This is a genomic window from Sphingobacterium sp. UGAL515B_05 (assembly GCF_033097525.1).
GTDB lineage: Bacteria > Bacteroidota > Bacteroidia > Sphingobacteriales > Sphingobacteriaceae > Sphingobacterium.
The window spans coordinates 1,913,530-1,932,386 of the sequence record NZ_CP109907.1; the positions used below are offsets into that span (position 1 = coordinate 1,913,530).

General features: G+C 37.0%; 17 protein-coding genes. 8 read left to right on the forward strand and 9 right to left on the reverse strand.

All coding sequences use genetic code 11. The features are described from left to right. The 5 genes from OK025_RS07705 to dnaN all read right to left on the reverse strand — a co-directional run bounded on the left by OK025_RS07705 (nucleotide 1) and on the right by dnaN (nucleotide 4,178). Complete coding sequence (locus OK025_RS07705; protein ID WP_317668990.1) at nucleotides 1-876, reverse strand: YicC/YloC family endoribonuclease; 876 nt, start codon at nucleotides 874-876, stop codon at nucleotides 1-3. An 85-nt stretch (nucleotides 877-961) separates the two neighbouring features. Further along, entirely contained in the window at nucleotides 962-1,534 is a 573-nt protein-coding gene (locus tag OK025_RS07710; protein WP_317668991.1) for a CAP domain-containing protein, read from the reverse strand. A gap of 363 nt (nucleotides 1,535-1,897) precedes the next feature. Continuing rightward, nucleotides 1,898-2,353, reverse strand: a complete 456-nt coding sequence (locus tag OK025_RS07715; protein WP_317668992.1) for a VTT domain-containing protein — start codon at nucleotides 2,351-2,353, stop codon at nucleotides 1,898-1,900. A 27-nt stretch (nucleotides 2,354-2,380) separates the two neighbouring features. Next, nucleotides 2,381-3,043: a DedA family protein gene (locus tag OK025_RS07720; protein ID WP_317668993.1), complete on the reverse strand. Its 663-nt coding sequence runs from the start codon at nucleotides 3,041-3,043 to the stop codon at nucleotides 2,381-2,383. Nucleotides 3,044-3,056: 13 nt separating this feature from the next. Further along, nucleotides 3,057-4,178: a DNA polymerase III subunit beta gene (dnaN, locus tag OK025_RS07725; RefSeq protein ID WP_088159749.1), complete on the reverse strand. Its 1,122-nt coding sequence runs from the start codon at nucleotides 4,176-4,178 to the stop codon at nucleotides 3,057-3,059. A 209-nt stretch (nucleotides 4,179-4,387) separates the two neighbouring features. Here dnaN and OK025_RS07730 point away from each other — a divergent pair, with 209 nt between their 5' ends. From OK025_RS07730 to OK025_RS07760, 7 genes are all read left to right on the forward strand, one after another. Continuing rightward, complete coding sequence (locus tag OK025_RS07730; RefSeq protein WP_317668994.1) at nucleotides 4,388-5,533, forward strand: hypothetical protein; 1,146 nt, start codon at nucleotides 4,388-4,390, stop codon at nucleotides 5,531-5,533. Nucleotides 5,534-5,539: 6 nt separating this feature from the next. Further along, complete coding sequence (locus OK025_RS07735) at nucleotides 5,540-6,916, forward strand: regulatory iron-sulfur-containing complex subunit RicT (RefSeq protein WP_317668995.1); 1,377 nt, start codon at nucleotides 5,540-5,542, stop codon at nucleotides 6,914-6,916. A gap of 51 nt (nucleotides 6,917-6,967) precedes the next feature. Then, nucleotides 6,968-7,438, forward strand: a complete 471-nt coding sequence (locus OK025_RS07740; RefSeq protein ID WP_317668996.1) for a gliding motility lipoprotein GldH — start codon at nucleotides 6,968-6,970, stop codon at nucleotides 7,436-7,438. Continuing rightward, complete coding sequence (gene lpxK / locus OK025_RS07745; RefSeq protein WP_317668997.1) at nucleotides 7,435-8,484, forward strand: tetraacyldisaccharide 4'-kinase; 1,050 nt, start codon at nucleotides 7,435-7,437, stop codon at nucleotides 8,482-8,484. Before OK025_RS07740 ends, lpxK begins: the two co-directional genes overlap by 4 nt. Nucleotides 8,485-8,635: 151 nt before the next feature. Beyond that, nucleotides 8,636-9,004, forward strand: a complete 369-nt coding sequence (locus tag OK025_RS07750) for a hypothetical protein (RefSeq protein ID WP_317668998.1) — start codon at nucleotides 8,636-8,638, stop codon at nucleotides 9,002-9,004. Nucleotides 9,005-9,310: 306 nt separating this feature from the next. Further along, nucleotides 9,311-9,694: a hypothetical protein gene (locus OK025_RS07755; protein WP_317668999.1), complete on the forward strand. Its 384-nt coding sequence runs from the start codon at nucleotides 9,311-9,313 to the stop codon at nucleotides 9,692-9,694. A gap of 64 nt (nucleotides 9,695-9,758) precedes the next feature. Then, a complete protein-coding gene (locus tag OK025_RS07760; protein ID WP_317669000.1) occupies nucleotides 9,759-10,160 on the forward strand; it encodes a hypothetical protein in 402 nt (133 codons plus the stop codon). A gap of 151 nt (nucleotides 10,161-10,311) precedes the next feature. Here OK025_RS07760 and dnaA read toward each other — a convergent pair whose 3' ends face one another. Then, complete coding sequence (gene dnaA / locus OK025_RS07765) at nucleotides 10,312-11,736, reverse strand: chromosomal replication initiator protein DnaA (RefSeq protein WP_046672557.1); 1,425 nt, start codon at nucleotides 11,734-11,736, stop codon at nucleotides 10,312-10,314. A gap of 549 nt (nucleotides 11,737-12,285) precedes the next feature. Further along, entirely contained in the window at nucleotides 12,286-14,214 is a 1,929-nt protein-coding gene (gene dxs, locus OK025_RS07770) for a 1-deoxy-D-xylulose-5-phosphate synthase (RefSeq protein ID WP_317669001.1), read from the reverse strand. Nucleotides 14,215-14,374: 160 nt separating this feature from the next. Between dxs and OK025_RS07775 the strand changes: the two genes are divergently transcribed. Then, entirely contained in the window at nucleotides 14,375-15,163 is a 789-nt protein-coding gene (locus OK025_RS07775) for a segregation and condensation protein A (protein ID WP_286735536.1), read from the forward strand. A 33-nt stretch (nucleotides 15,164-15,196) separates the two neighbouring features. Here OK025_RS07775 and thiL read toward each other — a convergent pair whose 3' ends face one another. Continuing rightward, nucleotides 15,197-16,249 (reverse strand): thiamine-phosphate kinase, encoded by a 1,053-nt coding sequence (gene thiL / locus OK025_RS07780; RefSeq protein ID WP_317669002.1) that lies wholly within the window; start codon nucleotides 16,247-16,249, stop codon nucleotides 15,197-15,199. A 224-nt stretch (nucleotides 16,250-16,473) separates the two neighbouring features. After that, nucleotides 16,474-17,469 carry a quinolinate synthase NadA gene (nadA, locus tag OK025_RS07785; protein WP_088163401.1) on the reverse strand — a complete coding sequence of 332 codons (996 nt, stop codon included), beginning with the start codon at nucleotides 17,467-17,469 and terminating at the stop codon, nucleotides 16,474-16,476. Nucleotides 17,470-18,857: the final 1,388 nt, after the last annotated feature.

Consider the following 18,857-nt stretch of genomic DNA (forward strand, 5'->3'; position numbering starts at 1 on the left):
TTATAATACGTTGAGCAATTGCTCTTTTATTTTTTCTAATTCTTCTTTCATTCTAATCACAATCTGTTGGATTCCGGCATGATTGGCTTTAGAACCAAGGGTATTGATTTCTCTACCCATTTCTTGTGAGATAAAACCTAATTTTTTACCATTTGAATCGGCTGAATCAAACGCTTTTAAAAAGTAGTTGCAATGGGCGCGCAATCTCACTTTCTCCTCAGTCACATCCAATTTGTCGATGTAGTAAACCAGTTCCTGCTCAAATCGATTTTGATCGACATTTTCTTTACCAACCGTATCATTCAAAAATTGCTCGATACGCTGTCTGATCAAAGGTATACGTTCTACTTCCAAAGCCTCTACCTCAGCAAGGTAAACTAAAATAAGCTCAGCCCGCTTTTTTAAGTCTCCAGCAAGTACAGTTCCCTCATCTTCACGAAATGTATTAAAACGTTTGACAGCATTATAAAAAGCATCCATCAATACCTTAGACTCCTCATCATCAACCGAATCATCATTGTTCGTGATTACCTCAGGCATATTTAATGCGAGTTCAAACAGGTTGACATTCGTATCGTTGAGCTCTACAGCAATCTGCTGCAATTGACTATAATATTTTTTGAGTAAATCAGCATTAATGGAAGACGCCTTCGCAGTTTGATCCGTGTATTCAACCGTTACATTCATGTTAACTTTACCACGTTCAATAAGTTTGCTGCTTTCAGTACGCAGGGTTAATTCTTTGTCCGAAACAACTTTGGGCAAACGAAGATTTAATTCAAGGAATTTTGAATTTAAGGACTTTATTTCGACACTATATTTAACTTTACCGTTATCAGCGGAGGCTGTGCCATATCCTGTCATGGATTTTATCATATGCAAAGGTATGACTTTTCAGTAAAAATTAAATACACTGTATCGATTAATTGCTGATACTCGCCAAATTACCTTTCTTTTTATTTTACCAATCGTGTTTGGCGATGATAACTACTAAGTAACTTTCATAAGGTTTGGCACCTTTGCATTCAACATAACCAATCCCAATATCATAGAGCGAAGCGTTCCACTGATCCATGCCCAATAAATGGGTACGATGATGATAACCCGGAGCTTCCTTTCCGATAATCAAGGCCTTAATGCCAGCGGTAGCACTGGATCGGTTGGCCGCAATGGACTCAAAATTGTTTGCATTTCGTTTGGACAGCCATGCCGGATTAAGCTGATATCCTGCCTCGTCAATGAAATAATTAGGTCCATAGCCCTCAGGTGAGACATGGTCAAAATAAGAACGTTTAGCCATATCTTTTGCACGATAAACCGCAACCTCGGCCAACTGTTTATTCCAATTGAGCTTGGTTCGTTTAATCTTCTGTAGATTAAAAAGCTTCAGTTCCTTCTTATACTTTTCGGGATTTGTACGAATTTTGTTCAATAGCTCATAGGCCTCGATGGCTTGACCATGATCAACAACCACACGTTGGGCGAAAATAGACTGTGTAAAAAGCAGGGTAAATGCTAAAACCAAATAGTTCATACGTAAAAAATCTCTTCTTCAATGACCTTACGAAATATCCAGACGATCTTGCCCACTTAACTCAATTTTATCGCCTCCAAACTACATTTGGGCAGAGTGCCTGTACTTTTTCAATAGGAATATTTCGTATCAATCCTTTAACCCTAAAAGACGATATTTAGTATGCAGCGTTTAATCTTTTTTTGATTTATTTGCAGTCAGAAACTGTATAAGCATGGGTATTAGGCTAATAAAGATAACGGCCAAAATAACAAGGGAGAAATTATGCTTAAAGAATGGCAGCTGTCCAAAAAAATAACCTGCAAGCATAAACAATGAAACCCATACTACACCGCCAACTATATTATATTTTCCGAAGACCCTCTAGGGCATTTTACCAATACCGGCTACAAATGGCGCAAAAGTTCGAACAATGGGCACAAATCGCGCATAAATAATGGTTTTTGTTCCATGTTTTGCATAAAAATCCTGTGTTCTTTGTAAGTAAGTCGGCTTAAATATCCTTGATCCCGGCTTAAAAACATGGATTCCAACATATTTGCCAATTTCATAATTCACAAAATCCCCGGAAATAGCAGCAAAAACTAAGATGACTATAAATAGTAGCAAAGAAAGCTGACAGTCAGGATGCGCAATTATCGCACCCAAGGCAAACAAAACTGAGTCACCAGGAAGGAATGGTGTAACAACAAATCCTGTTTCCGCAAAGATGATTAAAAACAAAATCAGATAAGTCCAGTTTTCATAACTATTGATCAGTTGCAAAAGATGCTGATCGATATGCACTATAAAATCAATAAACTGTGAAATGATTTCCATTTTTTTGATCTATAAAAAAAGGGAATCTTATTGGACTCCCTTTTTAGTTTTTATCTTTTCTTTAATAAGCTCGAAGATTATTGGTAATATCGATATAAAAATAATGACCAATACGACCTTCGAGAAATTATCTCTGATAATCGGAATATTTCCTAAAAAGTATCCTGCAAGGGTTATACCACCCACCCACAAGACAGCTCCTACGACATTATACGTAATGAAGGTACCATAATTCATCTTTCCAATCCCCCCAACGAAAGGCGCCAAGGTACGTACGATAGGTACAAATCGAGCGATAACGATTGTTTTACTGCCATATTTCTCATAAAAAGAATGAGTCTTGGCAATTTGCTCATCTTTGACTACCTGCTTACCAAAGAGCTTAAATTTCGTTAGGCGCATACCAAAATGCTTACCAATAGCATAATTTAAAGAATCCCCAGAAACCGCGGCTACCAATAAAATGAAAATCATCAACCATACGTTAAGATCATTTGGTTGTGCGGCTAGCATGCCCGCTGCGAACAACAATGAATCTCCTGGTAAAAAAGGCATCACAACCACTCCTGTTTCTACAAAAATAATAAGAAACAGAATAAGGTACGTCCAAGTCTGATAATCATTGACTATTTCAACCAAATGTTTATCAATATGGAGAATAAAGTCTATAAGATGCGTAATTAGTTCCAAACCCTGATGAAGATTAAGCGTTGTTTAACATAACAGGCATCACCAACATCAAAATATCTTCATGATCTTCAGATACGGCCGGAATCAATAAACCGGCACGATTTGGCGTACTCATCTCCAAAACAACTTCTTCACTCTCTAAGTTATTTAACATCTCCACAAGGAATTTGGCGTTAAAACCGATTTCCATATCATCCCCTTCAAATTGACAGGATAAGCGTTCATGCGCTTCATTAGAGAAATCTAAATCTTCTGCAGAGATATGCAATTCACTTCCTGAGATCTTCAGACGAACCTGATGGGTTGTTTTATTAGCAAAAATCACCACCCGTCTCAAGGTATTTAAAAACAATAATCGATCTACAGTTAACTTGTTAGGGTTGACTTGAGGGATTACAGCAGCATAATCTGGGTAACGTTCATCAATCAAACGACAGATCAAATTAATATTGCCAAAGCTAAAGAACGCATTGGTTTGATTATATTCTATCGATACTGTAACATCATCGGATGGTAGCGACGATTTGAGCAATGAAAGTGCCTTTTTCGGCAAAATAAGTGATGCTGGTTTTTCAGCACCAATATCAGTTCTCGAATAACGCACCAACTTGTGTGCATCGGTAGAGACAAAAGTCACATTCTTTTCAGCTAATTGCACCAAAACACCAGACATCGCCGGTCTCAATTCGTCGTTACTGACAGCAAAGATCGTTTTACTGATCGCTTCTGACAAAATAGGAGCTGGCATCTGAATAACTGACCCGTTATCGATTGAAGGAATTTTAGGAAAATCGTCGGCATTTTCTCCACTCAACTTATATTTTCCATCACCTGCACTGATCTCAATAGCCAAGGTATTCATATCTACTGAAAATGCTACTGGCTGATCTGGTAAGGTTTTTAACGTCTCGATCAAAATCTTCGAAGGCATGGCTACTCTTCCCTCTTCTTTTGCTTCGATCTGTAAAGAAGTAACCATACTTGTTTGCAGATCCGTAGCAGAAATAGTCAAGTTATTGTCTTTTATTTCAAAAAGAAAGTTTTCCAAGATAGGCAAAACAGTACTTGTACTGGATGCGCCATTGATAGCTTGTAACTGCTTTAATAAAATTGATGTTGATACAATGAATCTCATTTCCTGAATACTAATTATTATGTGCAATAATACACAAATTAATCAATATTTTTCAGTTTTACAGGCCGCTTTCTTTCCACATAAAGAGATTTCGATCGCTCAAATAAGCAATTGTATTTCAATTAATAAGCACAGCGCCAAAAGTATAGAAAGCAAATTCGGCCCGATAAATCACAATATTTATTACATTTGTATAATAGCAGTAGTGTATGCAGTTTAAAGAGATCATTGGGCACAAAGACATCAAAGAACATTTAGTTCGCACGGTTCATGAAAATCGTGTGAGTCATGCGCAATTATTTCTTGGTCCAGAGGGCTCCGGCAGCCTTGCATTAGCCTATGCTTATGCACAGTTTTTGAATTGTGAAAACCGACAGTCAACCGACAGTTGTGGCGAATGCCCCTCTTGTCGAAAATATAATAAGCTGATCCATCCCGATCTCCACATGTCCTATCCTTTCATAGCCAAACATAAGGAAGATACGGCATCCGATTATGCGGACAGCTGGAGAAAATCTTTTTTATCTAATCCGTATATGGGATTGGAATATTGGCGCAATCAATTGGATGCGGACAACAAACAGGTCAATATCAATATCGCTGAAGCCCATGCGATCATCAAGAAATTAAGCCTCAAATCCTTCGAAGCTGAATATAAGGTTTTAATTATGTGGCTTCCCGAATACCTGGACACACAAGGTAATGCGCTGTTAAAGTTAATCGAAGAACCACCCGAAAAAACGCTCTTTATTCTGGTTGCAGAAAATCAGGACAAAATATTAAATACAATCATATCACGTACGCAATTGGTCAAAATAAAGAAGCTGGATCATGGTGAGGTCACGCAGTACTTAAAAACGGCACATCAACTTTCGGATGAAGAGGCATCAGAGATTGCTTTTATTGCAGATGGAAATCTCCAGGAAGCAAATAACCTATTGCACGCGCAGACAAATAATCATTTTGGCATTTTGGTAAACTGGCTGCGCTTTATCGTTTCGGACGCAGGGACCAATATGATTTCCCTGGTAGAAGAAGAGCTCTCAAAAATGGGGCGAGAAAACCAAAAAAGCTTTCTTTTTTATGCAATTAATATGATGCGTCAGATTATATTAATCAAAGAAGGTCTTTCCAGCTTAGTGTTCTTACCGGCCAAAGAATTGGATTTTGTCCAAAAATTTGCCGTACACTATACCGTTGAACAAATTGAAGCAACAATAAATCTATTTGAGGAAACACATTATTTTGTAGAAAGAAATGCAAATCCCAAAATATTATTTTTAGATTTATCTTTGCAGTTAACATTAATATACAAGTACAAAACGTTTCCGAAAGGAACTCAATATATAATATAGAAAACTATGGGATGTGGCAGTTGCTCATCCGGCGGAGGTTGCGGTACTACCACGACAAATGGTACACCGGCAGGATGTCAGAACAATGGCTCTTGCATGACTAGCGGATGTAATAAATTAGATGTATATGACTGGCTTTCCGACATGGATATGCCTTCAAACTATAAACCATTTAATATCGTCGAAGTACGATTCAAGGGATCACGAAAAGATTTCTTTATTAATGTAGACAATACCTACCTTGAAATGGGGGAAATGGTCGTTGTAGAACCTTCTACTGGTGGCTATGATGTCGGACATGTCTCCTTAACGGGTGAATTGGTCAGACTACAATTAAAAAAGAACAATGTTACCCCAGAGATGGTAACTAAAAAAATCTATCGGAAGCCCAATGAAGTGGATGTAGAGAAGTATAACGCAGCAAAAGATCTCGAATGGGAAACGATGCACAAAGCACGTAAACTGGCTTTGGACCTAGGTTTGTCCATGAAGATTTCTGATGTTGACTACCAGGGTGATAAAACCAAGGCTACCTTCTACTACACTGCTGAGGGCCGCGTGGATTTCCGTGAGCTTATCAAAAAAATGGCCGAAGCTTTCAGAATACGCATTGAGATGCGCCAGATCGGTATGCGACAAGAAGCTAGCCGCCTCGGTGGAATCGGTTCCTGTGGCCGCGAACTCTGCTGTTCAACCTGGTTAACGGATTTCAAAACAGTATCCACGTCGGCAGCACGCTATCAAAATCTTTCTTTGAATACGTTAAAGCTAGCGGGACAATGCGGTAAATTAAAATGCTGTCTCAATTATGAATTAGATAGTTACATGGATGCTTTAAAAGACATCCCGAATAATATCGACCGCATCGAAACGCTAAAAGGGGTTGCTTATCTTCAAAAGACCGATATTTTCAAGAAAATGATGTGGTTCTCTTTTCCTGGAGCAGAAAACTGGATTGCATTGCCTGTTCAACAAGTTAAAGAGCTTGTCGATATGAATAAACAGGGGATCAAACCGGAAGCAATTTCGAGTGCAGTAGATAACGATGAAGTCAGAGAAGAGAAAAATATCAATTACGATTACGAAAATGTAGTCGGACAAGATAGCTTAACTCGACTTGATGACCGGAATAAACGAAAGAAAAAAAGAAAATCCAAAAGCAATACGGTCAAACCTGAAAGTAAGGATGGACAAAAAACTGAGAAGTCCGAACAAAGTACACCTAGACAAAGTACTAAACCTCAGATTTCGACCGATGCCGCAGCTTCGGCCGCGAATAAAGAGAATAAAGAAGGATCTAATAACAGACCCAAAAAGCGCTTCAATCGCCATCGGAATAAAAACAAAGGTAATAACAACAATGCTGCACCGAAAGCAGAATAAAAAAATATGCCTAATTTTAACCCATTAGGCATATTCTTTTTATAAATAAACATGAAACTCAAAAGCTCTCCTCTCCTGATTGGTTTGTTATGTATCGGCATAGGGTGTTCTTGTGACCAAACTTTTGTCATAAATGAAAATAAACCCATTGATAATAAAGCTTGGCTGAATACATCACCGCCTAGTTTTCAATTTCATATCGGCGACAATACCAAACGATATGATGTATTGATGGATGTCCGTCATACACCGGAATATGCTTTTTCCAATCTTTTTGTACTTATTTACCAACGAGGCCCAGGTAAAAAGCAATATACTTTTCGTAAAGAAATAAAAATGGCCCGATCGGATGGAAAATGGCTAGGAAAATCCTCTGGTAGCTTGTATAACAATCAATCCATCATTCATAAAGATTACCTATTTCCGGACACAGGAATTTACACAATTTCCATCGAACAGAACATGAAAGAAAATCCGTTGAAAGAAATCACAGACGTAGGGTTAACCATTGTTCCAAAATGATACGCTTATTACGATATCTATTATTTCCTTTTACCATCATCTACGCCCTTGTGGTGTGGATAAGAAATAGATTATATGATCTTAAGCTGCTTCCATCGCAGTCTTTTGACATTCCAACCGTAGTTATAGGAAATCTTGCCGTAGGTGGGACAGGAAAAAGCCCAATGACAGAATTTATTGTCTCAAGTCTTAAAGACCACTTTAAAACGGCAATACTCAGTCGAGGATATGGACGTAGCACCAAAGGTTTCTTTTTGGTACAGACGAATTCATCGGCCACGGACGTCGGTGACGAGCCCTTGCAGTTCAAAAATAAATTTCCGGCTGTCACTGTTGCAGTTTGTGAGGATCGTTGTACTGGAATTGAAAAACTTCAGTCAACTCATCAACTTATTATTCTGGATGACGCTTATCAACACCGAAAATTATCACCTCTTTTCAATATATTATTATTTGATTTTTTATCATTTTCTCAACCTATGCTCGTATTTCCCACAGGAAACTTTAGGGATCTCCTGATGGAGGCCAAACGAGCACAGATCATAGTAATTACGAAATGTCCTATTGATCTTTCGACCGAAGAAAAAAAACGGATAGAAAACAAAATCAGGTATTATAACAAAGAAGCTTTAATTGTATTTAGCTATATCGACTATCTTGAACCCATCAATAGTAAAGGAAGTCTAATCGATATCAAAGGCAAAGACATTATTTTGGTTACCGGTATTGCTAAACCTCAACCCTTAGTAGATTATCTCCAAAACAAAGCCAATTCAATCCAACACATTTCCTTTGGAGATCATCATTCTTTTACTGAATCGGATATCAATCAAATTGCAAAATCTTACCACAATCTGGCAAGTAGCAACAAGATCGTATTGACAACTGAAAAGGACTTTCAGCGATTAAAACCTTTTAAACAGAAATTTACAGCAATTGATTTGGCTTATCTACCGATCGGTCTTCAATTTCACGACCCTATCCAACAGGAAATATTCCATGAAAGGCTATATGATGCAGTGGTTCAAAGTGTTAATCAACCTTAAATTTTGTTAAGATCAGATACTATACTAAACTTTTTCATCAAATTTATATTCTATATGTAAACAGAGAATCTCAGAAGTTTTCGCTCTGTCTATCATGAACAAATTGAGTGTATACCCGATATTCGGCACTCATGATATAAACTATACAAAGATGAAAAAGAAAATTTTAATGGCAGTAGCTTGTCTATTTTTAAGTGCTACAGGAGTTTTTGCCCAACAACGTCAGCAACGTAGTCCTGAAGAACAAGCTAAAATGCGCGTAGAGCATTTAGACAAATTATTAAGCCTCAATCAAACGCAAAAAGATTCGATCTATAACCTTACCTTAAGTCAGGCTCAACAACGGGCTGCACTTCGAAATGAGGGGGGAGATCGAAAAGCGAACATGGAAAAATATAAACAGCTTCAGGAAATACAAACAACCAAAATCAAATCATGGCTTACCGCTGACCAAGCTAAGCTATTTGACGAACAACAGGAAAAAATGAAGGAAAGAATGTCTAAACGTTCCGACAATTAATTAAAACTACTTTAGAAAAGCCCTTGTATTATTTACAAGGGCTTTTCTATTTCCCCTTCAATTTGATTCTGGCGCTGTCATCAGCAGTTAGCTCATCTAACTTTATGGAGCTTATTAACAGCATAAATGTGAATAATAGCATCGAAGTTATTGCATTCACGCATCTATAAAAGCCCATATCCACATGAATAACAATTCGTTAATGTTAAAACTTTGTTAAAGTAACATAGTTGATACAATATAAACACCCTTTCCTTAGTTTTTATAGCAAGATCGTTTAATTGTAACTTTTTAAATACAATAGATATGAAAAAGCTAATTTTAACAGGAATCGGATTTTGTTTGGCACTCAGCCTGACATTTGCCCAACAGGGCACTCCAGAGGAAGTCGCAGCTAAAGCAACGACCGAACTTGTACAGAAACTACATCTGAATGATGAGCAAAAAACTGCGGTATCGACCATTCTATTGGATCAGGCAAAAGCAGAACAGACGATAGTAAAAGATAGTGGATCTTCTGCCCAAGCAAAAAGTGAAGCACTTCATAAGCTACAGACTGAAGTAGATACCAAAGTCAGTCAATTACTTACTGAAGATCAGAAATCGCTTTATCAAAAAGTCATCACTGAAAGACCAGCTAAAGCTGTGCCGACCGCAGCTGAGCCTACGAAAACTGAATCTGGTCAATAATCGACAACAACGTAAAATTAAGTAGCAAAAAAACATTGAATAATTTCATCTAAAATTGAACATCATGAAAAAGTTATTTTTAGCAGGCATAGGTTTCTTCCTAGCGATGAGCCTAACATTTGCACAACAAACAACACCGGAAGAAAATGCAACAAAGGTAGTGACTGAATTAGTTACAAAGCTGACATTAAATGACGAGCAGAAAACTGCGGTATCAACAATCGTATTGGATCAAGAAAAGGCTATTGCAGCCGTTATTCAGGACACGACAGCTACAGCAGATGCCAAAAAGGAAAGCATATCCAAAATTCAAGGTGAATCAGATACTAAAATAGCTCAGTTGCTAACAGATGAACAAAAGACAGCTTATCAGAAATATGTTACTGAGCGACCTCCGGTAAATATTCCGGCAACGCAAGAAACAACAGAACAAAAAGAATCCGGTAACGGACAGAGCAATCAATAACAATAATCATTCGAGAACGAATGAAAAGCCTCTGGACATGCAATGCATGCCCAGAGGCTTTTTTATGCCTTACAGGGCCTTAAATACATTAAAAAAGGCTGTCCAAGTGATATGGACAGCCCTTTTAGTGCTTTGCTTACGATAATTGACATTAAGATTTTAATTTTTTCATAATGTCACTTACATAAGTTTTAAATTTCTTGTCAGTTTCAATTAAATCCTCTACGGTTTGACAGGCATAAATGACTGTCGAGTGGTCTCTTCCTCCGAAGAATGCTCCGATCGATTTCAGTGAAGATTTGGTATGTGCTTTTGCTAAGTACATCGAAATTTGCCTGGCCTGCACGATTTCACGCTTTCTAACTTTCGATTTAACCATATCCACAGGAACTTCAAAATATTCACAGACTAATTTTTGAATAAAGTCCATTGAAATTTCCTTATGGGTATTCTTCACAAAATTCTTCAACATCGATTTTGCCAAGCCCAAATCGATCTCTTTTTTGTTCAAAGTAGACTGAGCCAATAATGAAACCATGGCTCCTTCCAATTCACGAACGCTGTTATCGATCTGTGTTGCGACGTATTCCACTACATTTTCAGGTAAATCAATACCATCGGAATACATCTTCTTCTTCAAAATTGCCATTCTCGTCTCAAGATCAGGAATCTGAATATCTGCAGATAATCCCCATTTAAAACGACTAAGCAAACGTTCCTCCAAACCAGCTAAATCCTTAGGTGCTTTGTCTGAAGTCAAAATAATTTGCTTTCCAGATTGATGCAAATGATTAAAAATATGGAAGAAAATATCCTGTGTTTTTTCTTTACCGGCAAAGTTATGTACATCATCCATAATGATGACATCCATTGCCTGATAAAAGTTAACGAAATCATTGATTGTATTATTTTTCAATGAATCCACAAACTGCTGACAGAATTTCTCACAAGACACATAAATGACCAGTTTATCGGGAAGATTTCTCTTGATTTCATTTCCGATTGCTTGGGCAAGGTGTGTCTTTCCCAAACCAACATCACCATAAATCATCAAAGGGTTGAATGAAGTACCACCTGGCTTATTCGCTACAGCATAACCTGCTGAACGAGCAAGACGATTACATTCACCTTCGATAAAATTTTCGAATGTGTAGTTTTGATTCAATTGCGGATCAACCTGCAATTTTTTCAATCCAGGAATAACAAATGGATTTTTGATATCTCTATTTAAAGATACCGGTACAGGGATAGATTGTCTTTTCCCTTCTGCTCCATTGCCATTCGATGGAAGATTAGTCGTATAGGGATGAGAAGCTGAAGACTTCTCCACTACAATATTGTATTCCAATCTACCTTGTTCTCCTAAAAATTTCTTTACGGTCTTACGAAGAATTCCTACATAGTGTTCTTCCAGCCACTCATAAAAAAATAAGCTAGGCACTTGAATAGTCAAAACGTCACCCTCCAAACGGACTGCTTTCACAGGTTCAAACCAGGTCTTGAAACTTTGCGCTGGTATATTATCTTTGATAATCGAAAGACAATTATTCCAGACACTTGAATACGTTTTTTCCATTCTAAAATTGTTAATAAGTTGATTTACAATACGCGACAAAAAATATGTTGATAACTTTCTCTGAGAACGAAGATGACAAAAAAAAATCAGCTAAAAAACTAAAATATAAAATAATTAATAAACCATTATATATCAGATGTTTACTATGTAAAATTGTGGAAAACTAGCGCTAAAATTGATCTCTAAAAATAATTATTAACATTCCAAATTTATTTGAAAAAAAAGAACAAAAAAAGTAGCAAACTAACTACGTCTCAGTCCTTAAGGTCTAAATCTAAATTAACCAAAATAATAGCTAATTACAATCTTTAGTTCATATATTTTTAATATTAAATTTATAAGAATTTAAAGCCAACTTAACATCCTTGCTAATGGACGATTCAACTTATTTATGTCCAACTGTAAAACAAAAATCTGTTTAATTTATCCGAAAGAAAAAAACACATTGTAACATATGAGATTAATTGTGAGCTCCAAAAATGCGATACTATAGAAACAAAAAAGGAGGTCCATAGGGATCTCCTTTTTTGTTTCTATAGTGTATAACTTTTATCCGACCATTGAACTGGTCAATTTTCCATTACAAAGTTTTTTAGCTTCTGCTACGATCGCATTCGCATCGTAGTGTGCATTCTTCCACTGTGCATTTTGTTCAGCATGCTCAATGATCTTATCCGGAATACCTAAACGAACCACTTGGCTATGATAACCATGATCTGCCATAAACTCCAATACAGCCGAACCTATGCCCCCTTGCAAACTTCCATCTTCAACCGTGATAATTTTATCAAACTTTTTAAAGACCTGATGGAGTAAGACTTCATCTAATGGTTTAGCAAATCGAAGATCATAATGTGCTGGGTGTATCCCCAATTCATTTAACTGCTGTACCGCTTTAACGGCTTCATTTCCTATAGCGCCAAAGCTCAATATAGCAAGCTCTTCCCCATCCGTTATAAGACGTCCTTTTCCAATTTCAATTTCCGTAAATGGACGACGCCAGTCTGGCATAACACCATTCCCTCTCGGATATCTAATAACAAATGGACCTTTATTGGGTAACTGAGCTGTATACATTAAATTTCGTAACTCTTCCTCATTCATCGGCGCAGAAACCGTCATATTTGGAACACAGCGCATAAAAGCGATATCGTAAGCTCCATGGTGTGTTGCACCATCTGCTCCTACCACGCCCGCACGGTCCAAACAGAAAACGACGTTCAGATTTTGCAATGCAACATCATGGATTACCTGATCATAGGCCCGTTGCATAAATGATGAATAAATATTACAAAATGGCAATAGTCCCTGAGTTGCAAGTCCAGCACTAAAAGTAACAGCATGTTGTTCGGCAATACCAACGTCAAATGCACGCTCAGGCATAGCTTTCATCATAATATTCATGGAAGAACCGGATGGCATTGCAGGTGTTATACCCACAATCTTATCATTCTCTTCTGCAAGCTCCACCAAGGTATGTCCAAAGACATCCTGAAATTTGGGAGCCACTGGTTTGTCACTTGATGATTTCTTGATCTCACCGGTAATTTTATCAAATAAACCTGGAGCGTGCCACTTCGTCTGGTCTTTCTCCGCCAATGCGAAGCCCTTTCCTTTGATAGTGACAGCATGTAATAATTTGGGACCTGGTATGTGTTTAAGATCTTCAAGCGTTTTCGCCAATTTTTTGACATCGTGCCCGTCAACTGGTCCAAAGTATCTAAAATTTAAAGATTCAAATAGATTAGCATTTTTCAGCAAAGTGCCCTTTATGCTTTTTTCAAGTTTTTTGGCAATGCCAAGTGCATTGGGACCAACTTCTGAAATCTTTGTCAATACTGCTGCTATATCGTCTCTAAATCTGTTGTATCGCTTAGAGGTGGTAATGCTTGTTAAATACTCCTTTAATGCACCAACATTCGGATCTATCGACATGCAGTTATCATTTAAGATCACCAAAAGATTTGATTTAGAAATTCCAGCATGATTCAATGCTTCAAATGCCATTCCTCCCGTCAATGCACCATCACCGATTACAGCAATATGCTGACGGTCTTTCTCACCTTTTATCTGAGAGGCAACAGCCATACCCAGCGCAGCAGAAATAGATGTTGACGAGTGACCAACACCAAATGCATCGTATTTAGATTCAAAACGGTTCGGAAAGCCCGAAATCCCGTTCTCAATTCGATTTGTATGAAATATATCGCGGCGACCTGTTAGGATTTTATGCCCATAAGCCTGATGACCCACATCCCAGATCAATTGATCGTATGGGGTATTCATTACGTAATGTAACGCCACCGTTAACTCGACGACTCCCAAACTTGCTGCAAAGTGACCACCATTAACCGAAACCTGATCAATAATAAATTGACGTAATTCCTGACTTAACTGTTCTAATTGGTCTTCCTTTAGCTTTTTAAGATCAGAGGGATCGTTTATTTTACTTAATAGTTCTCCAGCCTCAAACTGCATAGTACTGCTATTTACATGATATGTTCGTACAAAGTAACGACAATTTTATTTAATCTTTAAAATTAAATCGCATTTACATATTGAGGTACAACAAATAAAATAATGAATAGTTTGTCCCGAAGTTATTCCAAAAGATTTTATATGTAAATTTGTATAAGATATGCAAGTAGAAGAAGGCTACGAAATCAAGCTTCCTCAATTTGAGGGACCTTTTGATTTATTATTATTTTTTATCGAACGGGATGAATTAAATATCCACGATATACCGATTTCAAAGATTACAGATGATTTTTTATCGTATGTGAGCCAAATGCAAGCGCTTAATATGGAAATGGCAAGCGAGTTTATCTTTGTTGCTTCGACACTGATGCGTATTAAAGCTAAAATGCTCTTGCCTCGTCTAGATCTAGATGAAAATGAGAATGAAATCGATCTTAGAGAAGATCTTGTTCAAAAACTTATTCTCTATAAGCAATTTAAAGAGACCTGTGAAGATTTGAGAGTCTTGGAGGAGGATCGTCTCAAACTATACAATCGAGGCAACATACGCTATGATATCCAACAAAGACTAAAATTAGATTCTACCGGAGAAAATTTGGATAGCTTCGACCTTTATAGTCTAATGATGATTTACGAGCAAATGATGTATCAATTCCGTAATCGTCCCCCAGAAGTAACACATACAGTTGTCAAATATCCATACACCATTGAACAACAGAAGAAAGCAATAGCCGAACTGATTGAAATCAATAAAAAGTTGGATTTTCAAGAAATTCTTAAAAACTCAGAAAATAAAATACAGTTTGTCTATAACTTTTTAGCAATTCTTGAAATGCTGCAACAGAGATTATTACAGATCGAAGTGGGCTTAGGCTATAACAATTTCAATGTAGGTGAAAGAGATCCAAATGAGGTAGAGGAACTCCGGCTTGAGGAGCAAGAAGCATAAAAAAAGACCTGTTTTGAACAGGTCTTTTTCGTATTAATCTTTTTTCTTAAAAGCATTCCAACCCTGGGCTGTTATCGGATAAAGATTCCCTGATTTGGAAATCATTTCACAGCCTTCAGTACTTGGGGTCATATAACCAATAATGCTAATATCCGGTAAGTTTTTGATTTTATCATGATCAGCCTGAGCTATTGTGAACAGTAGTTCATAATCTTCACCACCATTTAGTGCAGCTACCGTTGGATCAATACCAAATTCCCGCCCCGTATCATAAGTCATCTGATCCAATGGAATCTTTTCCTCATATAATCTGCAACCTTTGTCAGATTGCCTACAAATATGTAGAATTTCCGATGCAAGCCCGTCTGAAATATCCATCATCGCTGTTGGCTTGATCCCTAGCTTGGCAAATAATTCAACAATGTCTTTCCGGGCTTCAGGTTTCAATTGACGTTCAACGATATAATCCTTTCCCTCTAAATCAGGCTGTACATTGGGATTTTCTAAATAGATATCCTTTTCGCGCTCCAAGAGCTGTAAGCCCATATAAGCTGCCCCTAGATCACCAGACACACACAAGAGATCACCTTCCTGAGCACCACTACGATAAACGATCTGATCTGCATCAGCATAACCTATGCTTGTCACAGAAATAACCAAGCCTTGGGCTGAAGCCGAAGTGTCTCCGCCAATTAAGTCAACATTATATTTCTTACAGGCAATCAATGCTCCCTGATAAATCTCTTCTACAGCTTCCAATGGAAATTTTGAGGACAGACCTATCGAAAAGGTAATTTGTGAAGCTATTCCATTCATCGCGTAAATATCGCTCAAATTGACCTGAACAGCTTTGTAACCTAAATGTTTTAACGGAACATATCTAAGATCAAAATGAATTCCTTCCAAAAGTAAATCTGTAGATATCAAGGTTTTCTTACCTCCAAAATCTAGAACAGCAGCATCATCGCCAATCCCTTTAATTGTAGATTTTTCTGTTAATTCTACAGCTTTATTTATATAATCAATCAAACCGAATTCACCCATTTCTTCCAAATTGGTTCGCTCGGTGTTATCAAAATCAAACATGCTAAAAAGTTTAAAAGTTTAATATAGATAATGCCAGCTGATAATCATCTCCCAGAGATATATCCGGATGGCATTACAAAATAAGTTTTACTATAAGACCAATGCCCCCTGCTTATACATTGGACTCTTTTCGTTAAGCTGTTTATATGCAGTTCAACGAAATCATTAGTGATCATTGAAAACCAATCAGTTATTATTCTGGTGATCAAAAATTATGCAGATTTCTATAAGCCTAAACTTGCCGATATTTCCAACATACGTTCAATAGGACGCTGGGCTCGGAGAATAACATCCTCTGGAAGGAGGATTTCGGGTGACTCATACTTTAGACAGTTGTATAGCTTCTCAAGCGTATTAAGCTTCATATGCGGGCAATCATTACATGCACAGGCATTATTAGGAGGTGCAGGAATAAAAGTCTTATGTGGACTTGCTTTTTGCATTTGGTAGAGAATACCTGATTCTGTAGCAACAATATAAGCTTGGGCCGTATCGGTCTGGGTAAATTTAAGCATGCCCGCAGTCGATCCCACATAATCGGCTATCGCCAGTATATGATCTTCACACTCCGGATGGGCAATAAACTTAGCATCGGGGTGCTCGCTTTTCAAACGATCAATTTTATCTTGAGAAAAAATTTCATGGACCATACATGCACCATTCCAAAGCACAAGATCTCGTCCTGTTTTCTTTTTAACGTATGCTCCGAGATTACGATCGGGGCCAAAAATGATCTTCTGATCCGCTGGCAGGCTCTCTACGATCTGAACAGCGTTACTAGAGGTACATACGATATCGGAAAGCGCTTTCAATTCCGCCGTACAGTTTACATAAGTGATGACCAAATGATCAGGATATTGTTCCTTAAATTTAGCGAAAAGATGCGGTGGGCAAGAATCTGATAGTGAACAACCTGCTTTGGCATCTGGCAGAAGAACCTTTTTCGTCGGTGAAAGTATTTTAGCCGTCTCAGCCATGAAATGTACTCCAGCAAAAACAATTACATCTGCATCAGTTTTCGCAGCTTCCTGGGATAAACCAAGGCTATCTCCTATATAATCCGCTATATCTTGAATTTCAGACTCTTGATAATAGTGAGCCAAGATGACAGCGTTCTTTTCTTTCTTTAATCGTTGGATCTCTTTAATCAAATCCAGTGAGGGATCAATCGGAGCATCGATATAACCTTTTGCTTGAAGCTCATAATTTACAATTTCCATGCGAGTAGTTTCAACTTTTATGAACAGCAAAAATAAGCATTGTTAGATATATAAAAGTCAATTAAAAGCAAATTAATCCGGTCGTAGTAATATACCGCTCGCCTGGATGTGATTCATTATTAGATAATAACAGATAAAACACTGATATAAAGCCTCTTATTAATCAATAATAGATTACAGCGGATCTTCCAAGCGCAGCTTATTGGATAATGTCAGTTTTCAAATTTGATCGAACAACTGCAACTGCTGCCCAATTCATGATCTTGCAGCACTGACAGCGAAATACCTATTAAAAAATACAAAACAAACGTTTATAAGTATTAATAGTTAAATTAATTTATATAAAGTTTAATTACAGAATATTACGCCCATATAAACTCTTTTAGACTTGAATATTTAGGAAACTATTCAAACTCTTTGTTTATACCAAAAGCTGAAGGGATTTATTTCACATTATTTCGATCTTCGAAAATCAGTTTCATACAGAGCCAACCTTCATAGCCTAAGGAACGTTTTTAGTCATATTACAAAACAATGAAAAATATAGCACAAAAGGAAGCTTTATTTATTAACATTTCAGATTAAAAAACGTTTTTAAGCTCATATAGGAGAGATTAATGGATTCTGGATTGATCTAAAATTTTATATCAAATTCTCAGCGGGTTTATTTTGTAAAATTGAAGCAAACTGTATCTGCCTGCAGCATTGAACGCCTATAAAATATCTTCGAAAACAAAATAAACGCTCTGAGAATCGTCTATAGCATATTGTATCATTACCTTCCCTAAATATGCCATTCTAATCGCAAATATTTGAAGTTTATATATTTTTTGTTTACCAACCACAAACAGCAACGAAGGCCAGAATTGGGCGAAAATCTATTTTCGGCAATAAAAATACGTCAGAGACAATCAATACAAAACAATAATTTCTGGAATAAGTGCTGTTACATTTGCGTATAAAAATACTAGCAGCTTGTAGAAATAAATATAGGAATGTAGCGAGGTAAATTTACGCTAATTCAGGGTCAATAGCGTTGAATCAAATAATTCAAATAAACCCTATAAGAATTGGATATTTATAAGAAAATCTAAAAGAGTCGAGTAGAAGCGAATCTAAAAGAGACTAATTCGCGGAAATTGAAATAAACAACTAAATGACACTTACAGCATCCAAAATAAAGTGGATGAGAATTAAATATTGGCCACAATAACCTAAGATTGTGCATTTATCTAATTCTAAGAGGGTTTGATAAAACTTTTACAATTTAATATTACAAAATTTAAGAATCAATGATGAATTCTGCCAAAATAAAATCAATTATACCTAGTATCCGGATAAAACCCAGTAAATAGCCCCCTCAAGAACTCAATATAACAAAATCGGAA

Bases quoted from the DNA above. Each gene is read 5' to 3' on its own strand.
- lpxK (WP_317668997.1), top strand. From the start codon at position 7,435: ATGATACGCTTATTACGATATCTATTATTTCCTTTTACCATCATCTAC.
- OK025_RS07735 (WP_317668995.1), top strand. From the start codon at position 5,540: ATGGGATGTGGCAGTTGCTCATCCGGCGGAGGTTGCGGTACTACCACG.
- OK025_RS07710 (WP_317668991.1), bottom strand. From the start codon at position 1,534: ATGAACTATTTGGTTTTAGCATTTACCCTGCTTTTTACACAGTCTATT.
- dnaA (WP_046672557.1), bottom strand. From the start codon at position 11,736: ATGGAAAAAACGTATTCAAGTGTCTGGAATAATTGTCTTTCGATTATC.
- dnaN (WP_088159749.1), bottom strand. From the start codon at position 4,178: ATGAGATTCATTGTATCAACATCAATTTTATTAAAGCAGTTACAAGCT.
- OK025_RS07755 (WP_317668999.1), top strand. From the start codon at position 9,311: ATGAAAAAGCTAATTTTAACAGGAATCGGATTTTGTTTGGCACTCAGC.
- OK025_RS07705 (WP_317668990.1), bottom strand. From the start codon at position 876: ATGATAAAATCCATGACAGGATATGGCACAGCCTCCGCTGATAACGGT.
- dxs (WP_317669001.1), bottom strand. From the start codon at position 14,214: ATGCAGTTTGAGGCTGGAGAACTATTAAGTAAAATAAACGATCCCTCT.
- OK025_RS07760 (WP_317669000.1), top strand. From the start codon at position 9,759: ATGAAAAAGTTATTTTTAGCAGGCATAGGTTTCTTCCTAGCGATGAGC.
- OK025_RS07775 (WP_286735536.1), top strand. From the start codon at position 14,375: ATGCAAGTAGAAGAAGGCTACGAAATCAAGCTTCCTCAATTTGAGGGA.
- OK025_RS07750 (WP_317668998.1), top strand. From the start codon at position 8,636: ATGAAAAAGAAAATTTTAATGGCAGTAGCTTGTCTATTTTTAAGTGCT.
- OK025_RS07740 (WP_317668996.1), top strand. From the start codon at position 6,968: ATGAAACTCAAAAGCTCTCCTCTCCTGATTGGTTTGTTATGTATCGGC.
- OK025_RS07715 (WP_317668992.1), bottom strand. From the start codon at position 2,353: ATGGAAATCATTTCACAGTTTATTGATTTTATAGTGCATATCGATCAG.
- thiL (WP_317669002.1), bottom strand. From the start codon at position 16,249: ATGTTTGATTTTGATAACACCGAGCGAACCAATTTGGAAGAAATGGGT.
- OK025_RS07730 (WP_317668994.1), top strand. From the start codon at position 4,388: ATGCAGTTTAAAGAGATCATTGGGCACAAAGACATCAAAGAACATTTA.
- nadA (WP_088163401.1), bottom strand. From the start codon at position 17,469: ATGGAAATTGTAAATTATGAGCTTCAAGCAAAAGGTTATATCGATGCT.